The following is an 18,728-nucleotide window of genomic DNA, read 5'->3' as shown; positions in this document are numbered from 1 at the left end:
GAAGCACAAGCTGATCGCGGAGCAGGCGGTGAGCAACAAGGTCCTCGACCTGGGCCTGCTCGCGCAGACCGCGACCGCAGCAATGGAAGCGCTTGGCGTCGAGCGGATCGAGGCCGTCGCCGACCGAGGGTACTTCAAGATCGAGGATATTGAAGCCTGCGAGGCGGCCGGGGTTACGGCTTATGTGCCCAAGCCAATCCGCGGTCCCGCCGTGCGCGAGGGCTTCTTCGGCAAAGACGTGTTCCGCTACGAGCCTGACTGGGACGTCTTCGTTTGCCCGGCCGGGGCAGCACTTTCGCCGAGCTACCGGGGCAAGTCACGCGACAATGTGAAGGTCGACTATGCCAACCGCGATGCCTGCAAGGCGTGCGTGCTGAGATCGCGCTGCACTCGCTCATTCCGCCGCGTCTCGCGCCTGGAGAACGAGGCCGTTCTCGACCGTATGTCGGCGCGGTTGGCGGCCAGGCCCGAGATGCTGGACCACCGGCGAAACAGCGTCGAGCATCCCTTCGGCACCATCAAGCAGTGGATAGGCCAAGGCACGTTCCTGATGCGCCGGCTCGAGAACGTACGCGGCGAGTTCAGCCTGACCGCGCTCGCCAATAATATCAGACGGGCCATCACTCTGGTCGGTGTCCCGGGCCTGATCGCCGCAGCGAGGGGGTAAACCGGTCTTTTCGCGCCCCAATGAACCGCTGGGCCTCGCGTAAACGGCTTCTGGCGGCCTCAAGGGGTGGCCAGACGACAGGATTACGCCTTGTTCGGCTTGCGCGCTCGGGCAGAGGAAACCCGTCACCGTCTACGCCGCTGCTCACGACTTTTCACCCGCTCTGTTTGATTTTTTCATCAGGAATAATGGGGCTTAGTGGATTTGCGGTAGTCGAGGATCCGTGGAAATTTCTTTAGCCGTGTAGGCTAAGCGGTTTTGGTGACGCGAGAAGATGACGGGAAACAAAGTAATTGTCGTGCCCGGTGCGGGACCGCGGGTCTGCACCCCTGCAATAACGTGCTTGACCACAAGCCGAAGCTGAGTGAGCCGTCCCGGGGACGTTTCAAAAATGCATGCCACGTCGTAAGTAACGAGGTTTATAAGTAACCTAATTTTAAGTATAGAAGTCGTAGCTGGAACGCGAGTCCACTATGGCAGTTTGCTGATGCCTAATTTCCGCCGTCCACCACCGCGTTTCATGCTCGCGATTGCCTTCCTCCTTTTGATTGGTTCGGCGCTCTCGCTGTCGTGGCTGACAGCCCAGCAGGGCGTCGCCGAGGGGTGGGTGCGACATACCTATGCTGTCCAATCCGCACTCAATCGTGTGCAAATGCAGCTAATGCGGGCCGAGATCGGGCGACGTGGCTTCCTGATTCTCAATACGCCACAGAGCCTCGCGACCTACATCAAGGCGCGCCAGGCGCTTCCAGCCGATATTGGGTTGGTTCGTGAACTAACCATCGATAATTGGCGACAGACCAAACGCGTTGCCGTCCTACGCAAGATCATCGATGTCAAACTGAGCGATAGCGACCGTTCGATTGCCTTGCGGCGTGCTGGACAAACTGACGCGGCTGGACGAATGGTCGGCACCGATAACGCCCGCGAGACGACAGCGCTTATGCTCGCGACCGGAAAATCGATCTATGGCGAGGAAGAGCGGCTGCTAAAAGGGCGGCAAGCGACAGCGGCGCGATATAGGCACCTCAATCAAATCGCGCTGACCGCCAGTATCGTGTTCATGATCGTACTCGCTCTGCTTGTTTTACGTGATCGTCGGCAACATCTTCGAGATTTGCGCGATGCCAATGATCAGCTCGAACGCGACATTTCTCGTCGCGAGGCGGCAGAAAGCCAGCTAGCGTTACTAGCGACCCATGCCACCGACGCCGTATTCCGGCTCGCTTTGGATGGATCGTGCCTCTACGCCTCGCCGTCGGTTCGGGATGTCATCGGGTTGAACCCCGACCTTTTGGTCGGCAAGCAAATCCTTCGCCGCCTTCATCCCGATGACGAGGAGCGCGTGCAGGGTTGCTTTCGTGACCTAGCGAGCGGCACTGGACCGGGTCGCATGGTCATTTCCTACCGAGCGGAACGGCCTGACCAACGCGGGAGCTGGATTTGGCTTGAAGCCAATACGGGCGTTGTCCATGATCCCTTGACGGGAATGCCTAAAGAAATCATCGCTTCGTTGCGCGACGTTACCACGCGAAAGGCGCTGGAGTTCGAGCTGGAGGGAGCAAGGGAGCGGGCAGAGGCCGCGGTCAAAGCCAAGTCCATCTTCCTGGCAAATATGAGCCACGAGATACGCACTCCGATGAACGGCGTAATCGGATTTACGGACCTTATTCTTGCTGGTGACCTGTCCGCCGAACAACGGCATCAAGCTGAACTGATTGCCGAATCCGGTCGGGCGATGATGCGACTGCTTAACGACATTCTTGATTTATCCAAAGTTGAAGCCGGGCAAATGAGAATCGCCAATGAGCCCTTCGACCTGCCGCATACGCTTAAAGCGTGCCTTAAGCTGATCACACCGGCGGTTGCGCATAAAGGTCTTGGCCTCGAATTTGAGTTGGCGTCCAATCTGCCGGTGATGGTGCGCGGCGACGGGCTTCGCTTGCGACAGATTATCCTCAATCTGCTTGCCAATTCCGCCAAGTTCACGAGCCAAGGCCTTATCACGTTACGCGCATGGCCCGTTGATGGGGTACATCCACTGCGGGTTGCGATCGAAGTGCGGGACACCGGGATCGGCATAGAACCAGATCGGCACACCGCTGTTTTTGAACAGTTCGTTCAGGCCGACAGCGGAATTGCCCCCCGGTTTGGAGGAACAGGTCTTGGCCTGCCAATCTGCATACAGCTTGCCCGCCTGATGGGAGGTGAGATCAAGCTCGAAAGTGAACCGGGCGTTGGCACGACCGTCTTGTTCACGTTGCCTCTCCTGCTGGTCGATGATCGTCGCAGCACCAAGCGAAATCAGGGGATTGCCGTTCAAAGCGACGCAATCACCTTCAGCCGCCAACGCCCCCTACGAGTGCTGGTTGCCGAAGATCATGACGTTAATCAGATGCTTATTACCGGCATGCTGAAACAGCTGGGCTGCCAAAGCGCAATTGCTGAGAACGGAGCACAGGCTGTTGAAATGGTCAACGATGCCGTAAGGGCAAAAGCGCCCTACGATATCGTGCTGATGGATATGCAAATGCCGGTGATGGACGGGCAGGAATCGACAAGACGCCTTCGTGCCTCCGGGTTCGATGCAGCAGCATTGCCGATCCTGGCACTCACCGCCAACGCTTACGCGGACGATGTAACTGAATGCCTCGGTGCTGGAATGCAGGCCCACCTTGCCAAGCCGCTGCTTCTGGCCGATCTTAAGGCGGCACTGACACGCTGGGCAAACCTGCCGCCTGCGCCGATGAAAGCTCCTCCGCTGAGTTCGAAGGTACGCGAGCGTTACCGGGTTCGCAAAGAAGAAACGTTGCATAAGCTGAGTGAGTTGGTGCGCAGTGGCCGCTTCCAGGATTCGGAACTCGCCGATGTCGTGGACCTGCTTCACAAGCTTGCAGGAAGCGCAGGAATGTTCGGTGATCTTGAACTCGGGCAGCGAGCGCAGGAGCTTGAGTTGGGCTTACTCTCCTGGAATAGTGACGAGCTGGCCGGAAAGACCCGAAGCGCGGTCGAAGCGCTTCAGGCGGTAGCGTGAGGAAAGACAATATGGCGCGTATCATGCTCGTGGATGACGATGATGTCATTGTGGAAGTTGTCAGTGATGCGCTAAAGAGCGCTGGCCACAGCGTAGATGTCGTCTATCACGGAGATGAGGCCCTTAAAGCGGTAGCGATGCATAAGCCGGACCTGCTCATTCTCGACTACACGCTGCCGGGGCGGACCGGCAGAGATATATTGCGCGAGTTGCGTACGCTTCCTGTCACAGACAACATGCCTGTTATGATGCTGACATCGCGTCATGGGCGGGTACATAGCGGTATAGCCGAAATCGACGGCGCTGATGATTATGTCACCAAGCCGTTTGATCCGGATGATCTGCTGGCGCGTGTTGAGGCAATGCTGGTCGGCGTCGCGATCTCGCGACACGTGACCGACGCGGCAGAGTTGGATACGTAAAGCAACAAAAACCTATAATGCATGTTGGTAAAGCGTGAGGCTGCACATGGCACGGATCATTATTGCTGATGATGACGAGATCGTTGGCGAAGTCGCTTGTGATGCGTTGATTGCAGCTGGGCATGGCGCCGGTCTACTTGCCAATGGCACCGACGCGCTCAATGTAATAAAGAACCGGAAACCCGATCTAGTGATCCTAGACTGCAATATGCCTGGGCTAAACGGTCTTTTGGTTTTACGGGAAATGCGTAACTCGATTGCACTTAATCATATTCCCGTACTGGTACTGACCGGACGCCGGGGTAACAGCGACGAGGAGCTTGCGCGTTTTGAAGGCGCAGACGACTACATGAGGAAGCCTTTTGATCCGGATGAGCTGGTGTTTCGAGTGGAACAGATGCTTGCTAAGCACAACCGTAAGCCGGCGCACTGACGCAGAAAACCTTGCACGGCGTCCGACCGTACTTACGATATGCGACACTTTGTCCTTATTTATCCTAACCTTTCAAGTCGTGGTGATCTGATGCCATACCCTTATAACCGCGTGACGGATCAATGTCGTCCGTCAGCGGCGCGTCGCGTCGCGGCTCCAGCGTTTACATACTGTCCGGCTTGGACACCCGCATATAGTCAATCTCCGCTTGGACGCGGGGCTGTGCGCAAAGTCGCGCGGGCAATCGGCGTTCGTTGTTGCCCCCTAAAGGCCTGACAGAGCCTCGCAGGTTTGCGCGATGAACTCGCGCGGTAATCGATATCGCAAAGCGCGGTGCGGATGCACCTCGTTATAATGGGCGAACCAGCCAGCCAGTTGGTCGATAACGCTCTCCGCATCTGGCCTAGGGTTCACGCGGATAGAATCTCGCCTGGGGGTGCGGACGAACGCCTCCGCGATGCCGTTGGATTGCGGACTGCTGACTGGAGTCGTGCGCGGCATCAGTCCAATGCCCCGGGCGAAGGCGCGTGTGTTGCGAGGCTCTGTCAGGCCTTTAGGGGGCAACACCAACATGTGACGATGTATCATTATTTCGTTAAAGTTTGCTATAATGGCATGAACGTGCGCTACGGTAGCGTCTTTTGACATTGATGTTGCTTACTTTAATGCGGTGTTGCTCATTCCGAATTTTTCAACACTCTCTACCCGTTTTGACTTCTCGCAGCCAAGACGATGCGCGGAACAAATCGCATCTAGGATGCTTGACGCGGGTTTGAGAGTGCCGGCGTTTTCGCCTTTCAGCATAGGAACCACAGTGCAGGAAATCGCAGGTTGGATCGCGCCCATTGCGACCATAATTGCAGCGCTTATGACCGCAGCAAATCTCGGCAGTCGGGTCACGGGTTGGGGCTTCGTGATTTTCACGGTTGGGTCGCTTGCCTGGTCGGCTGTAGCGATCGGCACCGGACAAACAAATCTGCTACTTACGAACGGTTTCCTAACCCTGGTAAATGCAGTGGGCATCTGGCGTTGGCTGGGTCGCCAGGCGCGGCTTGAAGATGGGAGCGAGGCAGCCAAGGCGCATAGCGCCGTGTCTAAGGTTCCAAGCTTATTTGGAATAGGATCGCTGGTTGGCGGCAAGCTCACCGGCCGGGACGGCACCACGATCGGAACGGTGATCGACGGGATGATGCGATGCGATGGTGCCGAACTAGCCTATATCGTGGTTGGCGAAGGAGGCATCGGCGGGATTGGCGAGCGACTGCACGCGCTCGATCCTAACCGTGTCCGCTTCGGCGACGGCATTGCGTGCGACCTCGATGCTGCGGAACTTAGCCAGCTACCCGTGCTAGCTCATGACAATTGGCCTGCTGCGCTCGATAAGCATGTCGCGCAGAATTGAGGACGGAGTTGAGCGGCACCGGTTGCTGAAGATTCTCTGCCGGAACCAATACCGCTAATCCATGCTCCTGCGCCGGAGGCGAAACGAAATGATCAACGCGGTCACGCGTAAACTTCATCGGTTAAAGATGATGAGTTCTGACGATGCTGCGGCATTGAGTAGGTTGGCCCACGCCGCACGACCCCATTTTCCCCACAAAGATATCGTAAAAGTCGGCGAAAAACCGGATTTTGCGTTAGCCATTCTGTCAGGCTGGGCCATTCGCTACACTGTTGTAAAAAACGGCAGCAGACAGATTATTGGATTTTTGCTGCCCGGTGACTTTTGCCACCTAAATTTGCTTTCAGACGCCCCGATGGATCATACCATTGTTGCTTTGTCTCCGATCACGGTCGTACAAATTAAGCTAGATAGTTTAACGCACTTGTTTGCGGCACACCCGAATATTGCGCAGGCCGTACAAGCGGCACATTTCGCGGATGAGTCTCAATTGCGTGCGTCGATCACCAACTTGGGCCGGCGAGGTGCTGCCCAGCGTCTCGGCTATTTGTTGTGCGATCTTTGGTCTCGGGCAGCTGCGGTCGGCTTAGTGGAAGGCGGTTGCCTGGAATTTCCAGCAACTCAAGCCGATGTCGCGGACGCCATCGGTCTTACTGCCGTTCATGTAAATCGCATGATGCGATGTCTTCGCGAGGACGGGCTAATTGATCTCAAGGGGCGGTACCTAGGCTTGCCAGATTTCAACCGTCTAGCCCACATATCGGGTTACCGCCTGACGACGATAAAAAACGATCGTGATTATCGGGATCCTAAGCTCCAAGAACATGCATCTCCGTCGCGCCAACCAAGCATGGATAGCCATAACCGCCTTTAGCTGGATGTTGATTTATCCTGATATTTACTTCTGGTGACAATTGATGGGAAACAAGTAGTATTATTGCAAGCGGGCTTAACAGCAGAGTCTTCAGACCGAAATGGTAAGAACTGATGCGCGAGCCGTCCATCTCAAGATCTCAGCGCTTAACGGAAAGGCGCCGTGTTCTACAAATCCGACCAAAACGACAAAGTTTCTTCCCCATTGTTTGTCACGGAAGATAAAGAACACAGCCAATTACATCGGACGGCGCGATAGTATCTAAAACGGCCGAGACTGTTAAAAAGCGTGTGCTTGCGACAACCATCGATGCGTGATTCACCCCTGCCAAACGGCTAGGGATCATGGAAATGATGGGACGGCAGGTAGCGCAAGGCACGCTGTTTTACGGTTTCCGGCTCGACGATCATGTGTGGGCTGACCACCTGCTCCGGCGTATCGACGGTGTGGTCGACTTCGGCTTCGTGCGTGAGGCGCTGGCGGCGAGCTATAGCGCGATCGGGCGACCTGCGATCGATCCGGAGTTGATGCTCAGGATGCTGCTGATCGGCTACTTGTTCGGCATTCGTTCGGATCGACGCCTATGCGAGGAGGTACCCCTCAACTTCGCCTATCGTTGGTTCTGCCGAGTCGATCTGGCCGATCGGGTGCCGACCAATCCACCTTCTTCAAGAACCGGCATGGTCGGTTTCGTGCCTGTGACCTCCATCGCCTGCTGTTCGAGCAGGTGGTCGCACGATGCGCCATGCCCGGGCTGGTGGCGGGGCGCTACGTGGCGGTGGACGGCAGCACAATCATGGCCGACGCCAGCAGAGAGAAGAAGCTGAAGGGCACCGACGCTGCCAACGAACTTCGTGCAAGGGACATCGTACTGCGTCCCGTCCCTGAGTATCTCGCGGGGCTTGATGCCGCATTGCCGCCAAGTCTCGACGAACGGGCCCCCCGTCGATCCGACCAGCATCTCGCCGACCGATGCGGAGGCGGCGCTCACCTGCAAGCACGGACCGGCATGCTACGCCTAGGCGATAACGCAACCGCATCACCGGACCCGCTGCATCTTGCTCGCTTTACCCCGAAAAGGGGATGAACTGTTGCGCTCGAGCCGGTAACGATTATCCCGGTGCATCTTTAAGGGGAGATCTTTGATGAAGCTGGACGATCTTGTAAAAGGCATTGCCGAGGGAAGCAATATGAGTGCCTCCAAGGCTCGAGCGCTAATCGACCGCGTGTTCGGCGATATCGGTGATGCGGTCGCGCGGGGCGAGGACGTGTCGCTGCCCGGATTTGGCAAGTTCTCCAGCAAGGCCAGAGCCGCTCGGGCTGGTCGCAATCCGCGGACCGGCGAGGCGATGGAGATCGCTGCGTCGACCAAGGTGGTGTTCACACCGGCAAAGACGCTCAAGGACAAGATTTCCTCGTGACGACAGAAACAGAGACCAGCCCCAATGCGATCGAACTCGCAGCAGCACTGACGATCGCGTGGCTAAGCAATCCCAACACGCGCGCCGCGGCTGAGGACGTGCCGGTATTTCTCAGCCGGATGCGCGACAGCGTCGCTGGGTTGATCGACCAACCAAACTCGTCGGCTGTGGAGGCTGCACCCGGGCAGTTCACGCCTGCGGTAACGGTGCGTAAATCGCTGGCGTCGAAGGATCACATCATCTCCTTGATCGATGGCAAGCCGTATAAGATGCTGCGGCGCCATCTGAGCGGACATGGGCTTACACCTGAACAATATCGGGACCGCTACAACCTTAAAGCCGATTACCCGATAGTGGCCGAGAGTTATTCGGAAACGCGGCGCGCCCTGGCAAAAAAGATTGGGCTGGGGCGGAAGCCCGGGCCACGAGCGACGGCGCAAGAGCCAAGCCCGCCGCAGCGGCGCAAATTGAAGTTGCCGTCGATCACCGAATAAGCCGGCATTGCCGTTACTCGTTCCGCGCGACTGACCCGGACAAAGCAATCTGGGCGGCGCGCAGGGCGAGCAGCTTTTCGGTATCGGTGGGTGCAAGACGACCCCAGCGGAAGGCCGAACGGTCGGCAGCGCCGTCCGACCAGATTCGCTGCGCGACACGAAACAGTTCCTGGACGCTCGGCTGCCGATCGGTCGCTACGCAATCGATCACCGCATTCTCGAACAAGGGATTTATCGAGCGCATTGGCTGATCCTCCTGGCCCGTGTCTACGCCATTTTTCATGACGTGGCGATGGCGGCTTTCATGGCTGGCAACTGGTTACAGTCATGGGGAGGGCAGCGCGATGATCCTTCGTTCGACAAAGATAAGCCCGTCCAAAAAGGGGGTGGGTATTTGATAGACGATCCGGCATTCTAGGACGAATTCTGTGGACGGGGTTTCCGAGTGTTTTTCGCCCTCAGACCGGGGCGTCCAGCGAACGTCCGTTTGGGAGACGGCAAGTTGAGTGGCATTTTGGCCTATGCACGAGTGAGCATCGGCAATCAGGACGTCGCGGGTCAGACGATGCGCCTCGAACAGGCGGGGGCGACCAAGGTCTTCACCGACGTACGCTCGGGCAAGTCGATGGACCGCCCCGGGCTAACCGAGTTGCTCGGCTATGCGCGACCTGGCGGCACACTCACCGTCGTGCGGCTTAATCGGCTTAGCCGTTCGCTCGGTGAGCTGCTCACGATCGTCACCGCGTTAAACGACCGTGGCATCGCGCTGCTTAGTCTCGACGAAAAGATCGACACCTCGTCGGCCGCCGGCGAACTAGCGTTTCATGTCTTCGGCGCGATCGCACATTTCGAGCGACGGCTGATCGCCGAACGCATCAAGGACGGCATCGCCGCGGCGCGTGCGAAGGGCAAACTGCTTGGGCGCAGGCCGCTCGATCCTGGAAAAGCTGGGTCGGCGCTCAAACTGGTCGCTAACGGGGTATCTCCCGCCGACGCCGCGCGACAGCTCGGGCTCGTGCGCGCAACGGTGTATCGCGAAATGGCGGCAGCCGGGGTGCAGCGCAGTAGCTGACCTCGATCGGAAAAAACCTTCCCGCGGAGAGCGAAGCGCGGTGTTGGAGCAATTACCAAGGAACAGGGGCGGGGCATTGAACAAGTCACAGGGCAGTAACGCAGATTTTGGAAGCAGTTATTGGCGGGCTCCTGCGGCTTTGCCTTATATCGTCTCTCCGAGCACGGGCGCCTCTATCGACGACACAGCTTTCCGCCTGCTCGCCGACAACATCCCGACATTGTGCTGGATCGCCGACGGCGACGGCTTCATCTTCTGGTACAACCGGCGCTGGCACGAATACTGCGGTTCGACGCCCGAGCAGATGGAAGGCTGGGGCTGGCAGTCGGTTCACGACCCGGCAAAGCTCGATGCGGTCATGGCGGAGTGGACGCATTCGATCGCGACCGGCGAACCGTTCGAGATGACGTTTCCGCTGCGTGGCGCCGACGGCATGTTACGCCCGTTCCTAACGCGAATTCAGCCGGTGCGCGACGCGACTGGCGATGTTGTGCGCTGGTTCGGCGTCAACACCGATGTCTCGGCACAATACATCGTCGAAGACCGGCTGAATGTCGTGCAGGGGCGCGGTCGGAGCGTGCTCGCCAGCATGAACGAGGGGTTCGCACTCCTCGACCACGAGTTCCGCGTGCTCGACATCAATGCAGAAGGGCTTAGGTTTGATCAGCGTGGCCGCGACGACATTGTGGGGCGATCGCACTGGGAGGTGTGGCCCGGCAGCGAGGACTCGTCATATGGCGAGCTTTACAAGCGGGTTGCACGCACCGGCGTCCCCGAGACCGCAGAGTTCAAATACGAGTGGCACCATGGCGGCTCGGCTTGGATGGAAGTCCGCGCCTTTCCACACCCTGAGGGCGTTGCGGTGTTCTACCGCGACATCGGGGACCGCAAGCGCGCCGAGGCCGAGATGCGGGCAGGCGAAGCCCGCATGCGTGCTGTCCTCGAGGCGTCCCCCGTCGGGCTTGTTTTCGCCGAAGCCCCGGTTGGCAAAATTATTGGAGGGAACGCGCGGGCCGAGGAAATCCTAGGGCATGCAATCTATCATTCAACGGATGTCGCTCACTACGGTGAATGGGTCAGTTTTCATGGCGATGGTCGACAGGTTGAGGGGTACGAATACCCGCTCGCCCGCGTCATCACGGGCGCAGAAACACGGGCGGAACTCGACGTACTCTATCAAAGGGGAGATCGAGGCCTAGCCTACGTCCGTTTCGTCGCGACGCCGATCGTCGACGATGCGGGCAATATTACAGGCGGCGTCGTCGCCTCGCTCGATGTGGACCGCGAGCGGCGCGCCGAACTGAGGCAAGCGCTGTTCCTTGAACTCGCCGACCGCACGCGACTGCTCGACGAGCCCCGCGAGATCGTGCGGACGGCGGTCGAGCTGCTCGGCAAGCATCTCGGCGTCAGCAGGGTCGGGTTCGGCGAACTGACGCCCGACGAGCGGCATGTGGTTTATGAGGTCGACTACACCGATGGCGTGGAAAACTTGATCGGCACGTACCCGGTCGAGGCTTTCGGTGTCGGCAATGTCGCCGATCTTCGTGCAGGCCGTACGACGGCCTATGCCGACGTCACGCTTGATCCGCGAACGCGCGACGCCGACTTCACCACAATCGAAACGCGCGCAGCGATGGCCGTGCCGCTCGTGCGCGGTGGACGACTACTGGCCGGCATATACGTCAACCACAAAGACCCGCGGGCGTGGTCCGCCGACGAGGTTTCGCTCGTCGAACAGGTCGCCGAGCGCACTTGGGACGCTCTGCAACGTGCTACCGCCGAGAGGAAGCTGCACGAATTAAACGCAACGCTCGAACAGCGCGTCGAAGAACGCAGTGCTGAACTGCTCAGAACCGAAGAAGCGCTGCGCCAATCGCAGAAGATGGAAGCGGTTGGGCAACTGACCGGCGGCATCGCACATGACTTCAACAATATGCTCGCGGTCGTGATGGGGTCGCTCGACCTGTTGACCCGGCGCATGGCGACCGACGATGCGCGCGCGAAGCGCTACATCGACGCGGCAACCGAAGGGGCGAAACGCGCCGCGAACCTGACGCAGCGGCTGCTTGCCTTTTCGCACCAGCAACCACTGAAACCTGAGCCGATCGACGTCAATCGGCTCGTCACCGGCATGTCGGACCTGCTGATGCACTCACTTGGTGGTACGGTGCAGCTCGAGACCGTGCTCGCCGGTGGTCTTTGGCCAGTGCACGCTGATCCTAATCAGCTCGAGAACGTGGTGCTCAATCTTGCAATCAACGGCCGCGATGCCATGCCGAGCGGGGGCAAGATGACCGTCGAGACGCAGAACGCTCACCTCGACAGCCGGTATGCTGCCGACGAGATCGGCATCGTACCCGGGCAATATGTCCTGATCGCTGTTACGGACTCCGGAACCGGCATGCCTCAAGAGGTGATTGACAAGGCGTTCGACCCATTCTTCACAACGAAGGAGGTTGGCAAGGGCACGGGACTTGGGCTCAGCCAGGTCTACGGCTTCATCAAGCAGTCGGGCGGCCATGTGAGGATTTATTCCGAACTCGGGCAGGGCTCGACCGTCAAACTCTACCTGCCGCGCCTGATCGGGCACAAGTCATCAAGCGATAAAGCCGAGACCGAGGCCGACCTACCGCTCGGCGAGCGCCATGAACTCATCCTCGTTGTCGAGGACGAGCCATCTGTCCGGCAGTTGAGCTGCGATGCGCTGACCGAGCTCGGCTACCGCGTCGTTGAGGCCGACAGCGCCAAGGCTGCGCTACAGCTTCTCGATGCAAACCCTGAGATCGCGCTGATCTTTACCGACATCATGATGCCCGAGATGAATGGCGCGCAGCTCGCCAAACTGGCGCGCGAAAAGCGACCAGATGTGCCGATCCTGTTTACCACCGGATACACGCGCAATGCCGTGGTCCATAACGGCGTCGTTGATGCTGGCGTCGAGCTAATCGGGAAGCCGTTCACCATTGAGGAGCTGGCGGCGCGGGTGCGAACAGTCCTCGATCGATAACCTTCCCGAACGCGAAGCCGTTTTTACGTGCTTTACCGAAGTTGTCTAGAGACCAATTATCGTTGGTTACGGATCAGCTAATACGATCGTATCGTCAACTATTCGAGTCTAGATCGTGTGAGGGCACACGGTTTCTATAATTGGTTCGGAAGCGAGTATCTGGCGATCATTTAGTTCCTTTAGTGACCACGGCGGCAGCATATTTAAATAGGCTGCCGTGACGTTGCGATGGATGGCAGCATGGCCGGCCCGGCCGTACCGGACACCGATGTGGTTACTCCGCCAAAATTACACGACGCGATGGGACGCGGGCCGGTTTGAGAAATACTACATGCACGTAGCCTCGCAACGCATTTCAATATTGTACGGAGCTTACGACTCTACCCGGTATCGCTAACATCGCTTCTTTGACGTATTTTATGTGCGCGCAATGTCCCAATGCGCAACTTGTATGGGAGATGCGTTCAAGAAGCAGAAGCGTGCCAGTATGCGCTGGGCTCGAAATGTCGTTGGAGCGCCACCAGCATAATCGGCTCGCAATGAATTCTTCCCTTTTGCGAGTGCGAGACCTAATTGCGCCCGATGAATTTATCCGGATCGATCCTTGAGAACGTTGAGAACGCGGTCACGAACGCTCGACGGCTGCGTGGGCATCCTGTATACAGAGACACGCTGAGCTACTGGACGGAGCTGCTTCAGGAGGCGCGGCGCGCGCATAAGGATCTTGAAGGTTCACAATTGCTGGCGCTTGAGGCCGCAATCCTGGACCTCGAAGGGGAACTCGCCGACCGCCCCACGTGATGCGTTGGATCCGGTTTCGTTGCCTTATGACGCACAATCCACTGCCTGCTCTTTTCGATCGGGCACCCGTCGTTTAGGATTTCCCAGCACGCTGCTACCAATGGCTGCGATCGGATAGGAATGGGACACATGGGCGGCTGGCATCCGGACCGAAACAAGTCTTTAACCCGCAGCGAGCCATCGAACAACAACGCTCAGAGGCTCCGCCAGCTGGCAGACGCAGAGTGGGCAGCCGCCCTAAGCGAATCCTTGCCGCAGCGCCGCCAGCAGCGCGAGCGCTCCGCGATGCGCTGGGACGAGATGGCGGAGGCGGCGGAGGCTTTTGTAATCAGGGCAGACGTCAATGCGCACGCCAGGGAACCTCGTTCTGGCTAGGCCGCTGTAGTGGATAGTGCAGTCGCCGTGATCGTATCGGAAATATCGCCTGCGTGAATCACCCACCCAAGACTGATTCAAATTCCCGGTTGGACGCCGTCGCCTGTCCGCTGCCATGTTCCCGTCATGTTCGAATATCCCACTCAGCTGATCGACCACCGGTGCGAGCTGGAAGCGGTCGACGAACGCCGTAACATCGCGCGGGCCTACCAGATCGACGCAACGCGAGATTTATTCGGCCATGTCATAGTAGCCCTGCGATGGGGCCGCATTGGTAAACGCCTTGCAGGTTTGACTGTCTCCTTCGAGAGCGAGGCCGCGGCATCACGGTTCATCCAGCGCGCGCTGGCAAAGCGGGCGAGTGCCCCGCGACGGATCGGAGTTGGCTATTGCCGCGTCGGTAGCGACGCCACTTCGCCGAGCAAGCCGCTGGCAGCCAACGATTTCAGGTAGCGGCGCGAGCTAGCAGCCGATCAATCTCGGCCATGCTCGCGTCGAGATCCGAGACTGCATTGGCAAGCGGGCCCTGATCGATCGGCGCCGGCGCCCCAGGCGCAGACGCTGAGAATTCACTCCATGTAACCAAACCCCCAGCGCCAAGCGCGACCAGCCCCGCATCGGCAAGCGCATGTGCTTGAATATCCGCGCCAGCCCGGGACACGCCAAGCGCCCTTCGCAGCTGCGCGCGCGTACATGCGCCGAGCGCGGCGACTAGCAGCCAAGCGTCCCGTGCACGGGCGTTCCGCGACAAATGAGCGAGAGCGTCGCGCCCCCGAGCGAGTTGCTCGGCCGTCCGAATTAAAGTCGCATAGGTCCGATTGCACGTAGCTCCCGCGTTCTCGATAAGCTGCGTCTTGATCTCGTCTGCCTCAAGATCAGCCCGAAACAGCGCGCGGGTTACTAGGCCAGCTGACGGCAGTGCGAGGGACGGCTGCACGCTCGAGGTCAGCAGGGCAAGATTCAGCGCCCAGCAGCCGGCAGGCTCCGCGGCGACATAATGATTCAGCGTGCCGCGCGGGAGCGCGTGGCGAACCTCACTGCCTTGGCCTTCGACAAAATCGGCATCGCCGCGCAGACGCTCGATTGCGGTTGCGAGCGAACCCAGGGGTTGCATGGCCGAACCTTCGAGGTCTCGATCGCCAAGCACCGCGGACCCGCGCGCCCATCCGGCCTCGGCGAGCGCATCACCCGCGCGCGCGAGCATATGGAGTTGTTCGGAGCCAAACCGCTCCGTGGCGGCGACCATCGTCGCGATCGTGGCGGCGGCCTCGGCGATCGGTGGCGCGCCATGATCGGCGAGCCACAGTAGCACTGCTTCTCGACGAGGATCCTCTGTGCGCAGCAGCGGCATGGCGGCATTTGTCGCGTGCGCCGGGCCAATCTCGCCGGCGCCGGCGTCACGGCGATATGCCTTCCAAGCCGTCGACACAGCGGTCAATGCTGCGGCTTTTCGCAAAGTCGGCGAGGCAAATCGCCAGCCCGCCTCGGCGCGTCCGAGCGCCAGACCATAGCGGCAAAAATCGGTGGGCTCATCCATGCCGACGGAGCTTACACTAGTGATTAAGAAATCACTAGGCACCCCCCTACTCGCTCATTATGCACTTGCCATAATCGATGCTTATGGTAAGAATACCGGCGAAGAATAAGGGATTTGCGAGAATGTGGCAGCGCTGGTTGAGAGTTCGCGATCGCGTTCAACCGCATGCGCGACGCGGCTTCTTCGCTGCGATGATCTCGCTCGTTTACGTCGGCGGCTTGGTCGCGCTGGTCGGCGTTCCGCTGCAGCTGTTCCTCGCCATCACCCACGGGTGCGGCGTTGCCGCAGCGGGCGTGCTCCAACTCAGCCCGTGTGGCCGGCCGTTGTTGATCGCCACCGCCGCTCTAACGCTGGGCCTGTCGGTGGCGATCGGCGGCATGGCTCGCGTGTTGCTCGACCGCGAGCATCTCGGGCCAATCTGGCTGGCGGTGCTCACGCTCGTCTCTCTCTATGCCGTGAGCGCTTCTCTTGATGACATGCGGAGCGCGCTCAGCGCTCTGCATCAACTGTCGCGCAGCGACAACATCACCGCCGGCACTTTCATTGGATTCTGGATCTTGATGGTCGGTTACGCCGCTAAGGCGGCTTGGGACGAAAGCCGCGACCGGGTCACCGGTCAGCTGCGCGCGCTCATCAGACGATGGGATGAGGGTGCCAGTGCTCGCGACGCCCGACGGTGTCCGCATTGCGGACAAGTGATGCCGCATGAAATCGTGACGCCGGTCATGGATGAAATCGCATGAACGAGATCGTCATACACCAGCTTGACGATTCCGCGCTTCCGCAACGACGCAGGGGCGGCTCAGCCGAGCCGGTCGACGCCCGGCTGCTGCGCACGATCGCGGCCGCACTGCCCCCGGACTTTCCGCCGGTGAGCGCGCTCGGCGTCGAGACGGCGCTCGAGGCAATGGCTGATGCGACCAAGGCTGCAATCGCCGCCGATCTTGATTGCTTCATCGCCTGGTGCGCGGAGGACCGACGCGCGCCCTTCCCCGCCGATCCTGAGGATCTAGTCCGCTATCTTCGTCACCTTGAGGCAAAGGGTCGGAAGCCCGCGACGCTGTCGCGGCGGATGGCGACGCTAGCGAGTGCCCACCGACTGGTTGGAATCGGTGAGAAGGAGGGTTTGCCGACCGACCATCCCATGGTGCGCAATGCTCTCCGCGCGAACCGCCGCCGAAAGGGCGCTGTCCAGCGCCAGGCGGCGCCGCTGCGGTACGGCGGCGCGCTCGACGAACGTGGCGAGGTCAAAGGGTTTACGATCACCGCGCTGCTCGATGCGTGTGGCGGTGATGCTCAGGGTCTGCGCGACGCTGCGCTCTTGTCGCTCGGCTATGATGCCGGCCTACGGGTCAGCGAACTCACCGCCGCCGCGGTCGATCATCTCGAACCGCAGGCGGATGGCTCAGGGCTGCTCGCCATTCCTCGCTCGAAGACCGATCAAGAAGGCGCGGGAAGCTGGGCGTGGCTCTCGGGCGAGACGATGCGGCGGGTGCAGGTCTGGCTGGTGCAGAGCGGCATTGAGGACGGCCCGCTGTTTCGCCGGGTCGGGATCGATCGGCGCCGCGCCCGCGCCGCCGTGCCGCCGCAGCCGTACCATGCGATTCCGGGGAACACGCGGCATTGGCAGGAGCGGCTCCGCGGGGCCCCGGCGACACAGGCACAGGTGACCTACACGATCGGCGAGACCCCCCTCACCAGGCAAGGCGTCTGCGCCATCTACCGTCGCATCGCGCTGGCGGCGGCTGATGCTGGATTGGTCGACATCGCTGGATCGAAGCTGCACGATGCCATTGCAGCGCTGTCGACACATTCCCTCCGGGTCGGGCTCACGCAGGATCTCTTTGCAGCCGGTGAGGACGGCGCGGGCATTGCGCTCACCCTTCGTTGGTCGTCGCCGGCGACGGCGCTGCGTTATGGCCGGAAGCTCGCCGTCCGGAGCAATTCAGCCTCGCGAGTGCTAAGCCAAGTCCGCCGGTGATGTTCTGCAGCACATTTGACGAGAATGACATCCATGACGGAGATAGGCGTGCCGCTATCTGCCGAGAAAATGCGTGCCAAGATCGACGAGGCGATAAATGCCTGCATCGAAAACGCTCAGCGTCTCCACGAGAAGACTTACGACCTGGAATTGCGCTCGCTGCTGGCTACCCGCTACTATCTTCTGGTCATCGCCCAGAAAGAGGCTGCCAAGGCCTTCCTGCTTTATCTGATCAGGGAACAAATCGTATCGCTTACTGCGGCTGTCCGCAGGGCTCTCAACGATCATGCGTGCAAACACTTGGTTGGGATGATCATCGATTATATGATCATGCATTGGGAGTTAGATGAGCTAAAAGCGATCATAGCGCTGGACGCCTCGCTTGGGGCGGATTTTCCAAACGACGTTGGAAGCGCAATCGAAATCCTTCGGTATGAGAAAATTGGTCGCTGGACAGCTAACAACTGGTCGTGGGCGGAGGACCCGCAATATGACAAGGGGACCAGCTAGAGGATGTTCGAAATCGTACGCTAAGCGCCCCGACCGTCCCGATCAGGATCAGGATCAGGATCAGGATCAGGAAGCGGGAAACCTCACGCCACCGGCTATTCCCGCTGCCGATCCGAAAGGCCGTCACCAAACACCCATTCGGTGAACAGCAAATGCAAGGCCTGGCCGCTTGATGCCTGCATCGCTCGCTCCAGATCGATGCTCGTAACCGTGCCGCCCGCATGATCACGGGTGTAGCGACGCAGGCCCGACCAGAACGCGGCATCGCCGAGCGTGGCCCGAAGCTGCGCCTCAAATCGCTCGCCGGATGCCCAACGTCGGGGGAATCCGCTTCGGCCGTCCGCCCAAGCTCACCCCCAATCAAATCGCGCTAGGTGAGCGGCTGGTAAGCGGCTGGTGAGCGAGGGCACGTCCGTGCGGGAGGCTGCCAAGCTGCTCAAATGCCATCATGCGACGCTCTACCGAGCATTGACGCTGCGGCTCGGCCCTATACCGCGGGGCACTCCACAATCTGACGCTTCGGAAGGGGAGGCCTGATGCCTATCCGCCCCGAGCACGTGTTACTGTACCCAATCAACTGGACCCCGATCCGGGCCCTCTTCATCGTCAGGCCTGGATCAACGTAAGCGTGGTCTGAAGGCCGCGCTCTAAGCCGCCTCTGCGATGTGTTGTTCGGTAGCCCGACGCCAATTCCAAGG

17 protein-coding genes and 2 pseudogenes are annotated in these 18,728 nt (G+C 59.7%); 16 read left to right on the top strand and 3 right to left on the bottom strand.

Going from position 1 to position 18,728, the window contains the following annotated elements; translation table 11 throughout:
• The 4 genes from RH91_RS19930 to RH91_RS21905 form a co-directional block, all read left to right on the top strand.
• Positions 1-667: transposase (locus RH91_RS19930; protein WP_010165124.1), on the top strand; the 667-nt coding region annotated here is incomplete at its 5' end.
• A gap of 487 nt (positions 668-1,154) precedes the next feature.
• Positions 1,155-3,701: a hybrid sensor histidine kinase/response regulator gene (locus RH91_RS19925; RefSeq protein ID WP_081469598.1), complete on the top strand. Its 2,547-nt coding sequence runs from the start codon at positions 1,155-1,157 to the stop codon at positions 3,699-3,701.
• Positions 3,702-3,712: 11 nt separating this feature from the next.
• Complete coding sequence (locus RH91_RS19920) at positions 3,713-4,123, top strand: response regulator transcription factor (RefSeq protein WP_037479843.1); 411 nt, start codon at positions 3,713-3,715, stop codon at positions 4,121-4,123.
• A 46-nt stretch (positions 4,124-4,169) separates the two neighbouring features.
• Positions 4,170-4,556: a response regulator transcription factor gene (locus RH91_RS21905; protein WP_157137048.1), complete on the top strand. Its 387-nt coding sequence runs from the start codon at positions 4,170-4,172 to the stop codon at positions 4,554-4,556.
• 264 nt (positions 4,557-4,820) lie between these two features.
• On the opposite strand, the pseudogene RH91_RS21900 reads toward RH91_RS21905, so the two are convergent.
• A pseudogene (locus RH91_RS21900) lies at positions 4,821-5,072 on the bottom strand (integrase core domain-containing protein); the annotation flags it as partial.
• 352 nt (positions 5,073-5,424) lie between these two features.
• Here RH91_RS21900 and RH91_RS19910 point away from each other — a divergent pair.
• The 5 genes and pseudogenes from RH91_RS19910 to RH91_RS19895 all read left to right on the top strand — a co-directional run bounded on the left by RH91_RS19910 (position 5,425) and on the right by RH91_RS19895 (position 8,747).
• Positions 5,425-5,958: a PRC-barrel domain-containing protein gene (locus tag RH91_RS19910; protein ID WP_232283620.1), complete on the top strand. Its 534-nt coding sequence runs from the start codon at positions 5,425-5,427 to the stop codon at positions 5,956-5,958.
• Positions 5,959-6,046: 88 nt separating this feature from the next.
• Positions 6,047-6,832: a Crp/Fnr family transcriptional regulator gene (locus RH91_RS21895; RefSeq protein WP_198283314.1), complete on the top strand. Its 786-nt coding sequence runs from the start codon at positions 6,047-6,049 to the stop codon at positions 6,830-6,832.
• Positions 6,833-7,182: 350 nt separating this feature from the next.
• Positions 7,183-7,851, top strand: a pseudogene (locus RH91_RS19905) (transposase); the annotation flags it as partial.
• Positions 7,852-7,977: 126 nt separating this feature from the next.
• Positions 7,978-8,253 carry an HU family DNA-binding protein gene (locus tag RH91_RS19900; protein ID WP_010165112.1) on the top strand — a complete coding sequence of 92 codons (276 nt, stop codon included), beginning with the start codon at positions 7,978-7,980 and terminating at the stop codon, positions 8,251-8,253.
• The gene (locus RH91_RS19895) at positions 8,250-8,747 is read left to right on the top strand and encodes a MucR family transcriptional regulator (RefSeq protein ID WP_010165111.1); all 498 of its coding nucleotides are present in this window, start codon (positions 8,250-8,252) and stop codon (positions 8,745-8,747) included. Before RH91_RS19900 ends, RH91_RS19895 begins: the two co-directional genes overlap by 4 nt.
• Before the next feature lie 13 nt (positions 8,748-8,760).
• Here RH91_RS19895 and RH91_RS19890 read toward each other — a convergent pair whose 3' ends face one another.
• Entirely contained in the window at positions 8,761-8,991 is a 231-nt protein-coding gene (locus RH91_RS19890; protein WP_029624116.1) for a hypothetical protein, read from the bottom strand.
• A 258-nt stretch (positions 8,992-9,249) separates the two neighbouring features.
• Between RH91_RS19890 and RH91_RS19885 the strand changes: the two genes are divergently transcribed.
• From RH91_RS19885 to RH91_RS19865, 4 genes are all read left to right on the top strand, one after another.
• Positions 9,250-9,819, top strand: a complete 570-nt coding sequence (locus tag RH91_RS19885) for a recombinase family protein (protein ID WP_010165109.1) — start codon at positions 9,250-9,252, stop codon at positions 9,817-9,819.
• 76 nt (positions 9,820-9,895) lie between these two features.
• Positions 9,896-12,826, top strand: coding sequence for a PAS domain-containing protein (locus RH91_RS21305; RefSeq protein WP_198283313.1), 2,931 nt, complete (start codon positions 9,896-9,898; stop codon positions 12,824-12,826).
• A 582-nt stretch (positions 12,827-13,408) separates the two neighbouring features.
• Positions 13,409-13,627, top strand: a complete 219-nt coding sequence (locus RH91_RS19875; protein WP_010165107.1) for a hypothetical protein — start codon at positions 13,409-13,411, stop codon at positions 13,625-13,627.
• 501 nt (positions 13,628-14,128) lie between these two features.
• Positions 14,129-14,455: a WGR domain-containing protein gene (locus RH91_RS19865; protein WP_010165103.1), complete on the top strand. Its 327-nt coding sequence runs from the start codon at positions 14,129-14,131 to the stop codon at positions 14,453-14,455.
• Here the strand turns inward: RH91_RS19865 and RH91_RS19860 are convergent.
• Positions 14,448-15,539 (bottom strand): hypothetical protein, encoded by a 1,092-nt coding sequence (locus RH91_RS19860; RefSeq protein ID WP_010165101.1) that lies wholly within the window; start codon positions 15,537-15,539, stop codon positions 14,448-14,450. The genes RH91_RS19865 and RH91_RS19860 overlap by 8 nt on opposite strands.
• 122 nt (positions 15,540-15,661) lie before the next feature.
• Here RH91_RS19860 and RH91_RS19855 point away from each other — a divergent pair, with 122 nt between their 5' ends.
• The 3 genes from RH91_RS19855 to RH91_RS19845 are packed head-to-tail and all read left to right on the top strand — an operon-like array spanning position 15,662 to position 18,030.
• The gene (locus RH91_RS19855; RefSeq protein ID WP_010165100.1) at positions 15,662-16,282 is read left to right on the top strand and encodes a hypothetical protein; all 621 of its coding nucleotides are present in this window, start codon (positions 15,662-15,664) and stop codon (positions 16,280-16,282) included.
• Complete coding sequence (locus RH91_RS19850) at positions 16,279-17,520, top strand: site-specific integrase (RefSeq protein WP_010165099.1); 1,242 nt, start codon at positions 16,279-16,281, stop codon at positions 17,518-17,520. Before RH91_RS19855 ends, RH91_RS19850 begins: the two co-directional genes overlap by 4 nt.
• Before the next feature lie 33 nt (positions 17,521-17,553).
• Complete coding sequence (locus tag RH91_RS19845) at positions 17,554-18,030, top strand: AbiV family abortive infection protein (RefSeq protein ID WP_029624114.1); 477 nt, start codon at positions 17,554-17,556, stop codon at positions 18,028-18,030.
• Positions 18,031-18,728: the final 698 nt, after the last annotated feature.

The organism is Sphingomonas sp. PAMC 26617 (assembly GCF_000242835.1).
GTDB lineage: Bacteria > Pseudomonadota > Alphaproteobacteria > Sphingomonadales > Sphingomonadaceae > Sphingomonas.
The sequence above is the reverse complement of the archived record's forward strand: the minus strand, read 5'-3'. Positions and strand labels throughout refer to the sequence as shown.

What these genes read in the sequence shown, in the direction of transcription:
- RH91_RS19925 (WP_081469598.1), top strand. Translation starts at nt 1,155, where the DNA reads ATGCCTAATTTCCGCCGTCCACCACCGCGTTTCATGCTCGCGATTGCC.
- RH91_RS19920 (WP_037479843.1), top strand. Translation starts at nt 3,713, where the DNA reads ATGGCGCGTATCATGCTCGTGGATGACGATGATGTCATTGTGGAAGTT.
- RH91_RS21905 (WP_157137048.1), top strand. Translation starts at nt 4,170, where the DNA reads ATGGCACGGATCATTATTGCTGATGATGACGAGATCGTTGGCGAAGTC.
- RH91_RS19910 (WP_232283620.1), top strand. Translation starts at nt 5,425, where the DNA reads ATGACCGCAGCAAATCTCGGCAGTCGGGTCACGGGTTGGGGCTTCGTG.
- RH91_RS21895 (WP_198283314.1), top strand. Translation starts at nt 6,047, where the DNA reads ATGATCAACGCGGTCACGCGTAAACTTCATCGGTTAAAGATGATGAGT.
- RH91_RS19900 (WP_010165112.1), top strand. Translation starts at nt 7,978, where the DNA reads ATGAAGCTGGACGATCTTGTAAAAGGCATTGCCGAGGGAAGCAATATG.
- RH91_RS19890 (WP_029624116.1), bottom strand. Translation starts at nt 8,991, where the DNA reads ATGCGCTCGATAAATCCCTTGTTCGAGAATGCGGTGATCGATTGCGTA.
- RH91_RS19875 (WP_010165107.1), top strand. Translation starts at nt 13,409, where the DNA reads ATGAATTTATCCGGATCGATCCTTGAGAACGTTGAGAACGCGGTCACG.
- RH91_RS19865 (WP_010165103.1), top strand. Translation starts at nt 14,129, where the DNA reads ATGTTCGAATATCCCACTCAGCTGATCGACCACCGGTGCGAGCTGGAA.
- RH91_RS19860 (WP_010165101.1), bottom strand. Translation starts at nt 15,539, where the DNA reads ATGGATGAGCCCACCGATTTTTGCCGCTATGGTCTGGCGCTCGGACGC.
- RH91_RS19855 (WP_010165100.1), top strand. Translation starts at nt 15,662, where the DNA reads ATGTGGCAGCGCTGGTTGAGAGTTCGCGATCGCGTTCAACCGCATGCG.
- RH91_RS19850 (WP_010165099.1), top strand. Translation starts at nt 16,279, where the DNA reads ATGAACGAGATCGTCATACACCAGCTTGACGATTCCGCGCTTCCGCAA.
- RH91_RS19845 (WP_029624114.1), top strand. Translation starts at nt 17,554, where the DNA reads ATGACGGAGATAGGCGTGCCGCTATCTGCCGAGAAAATGCGTGCCAAG.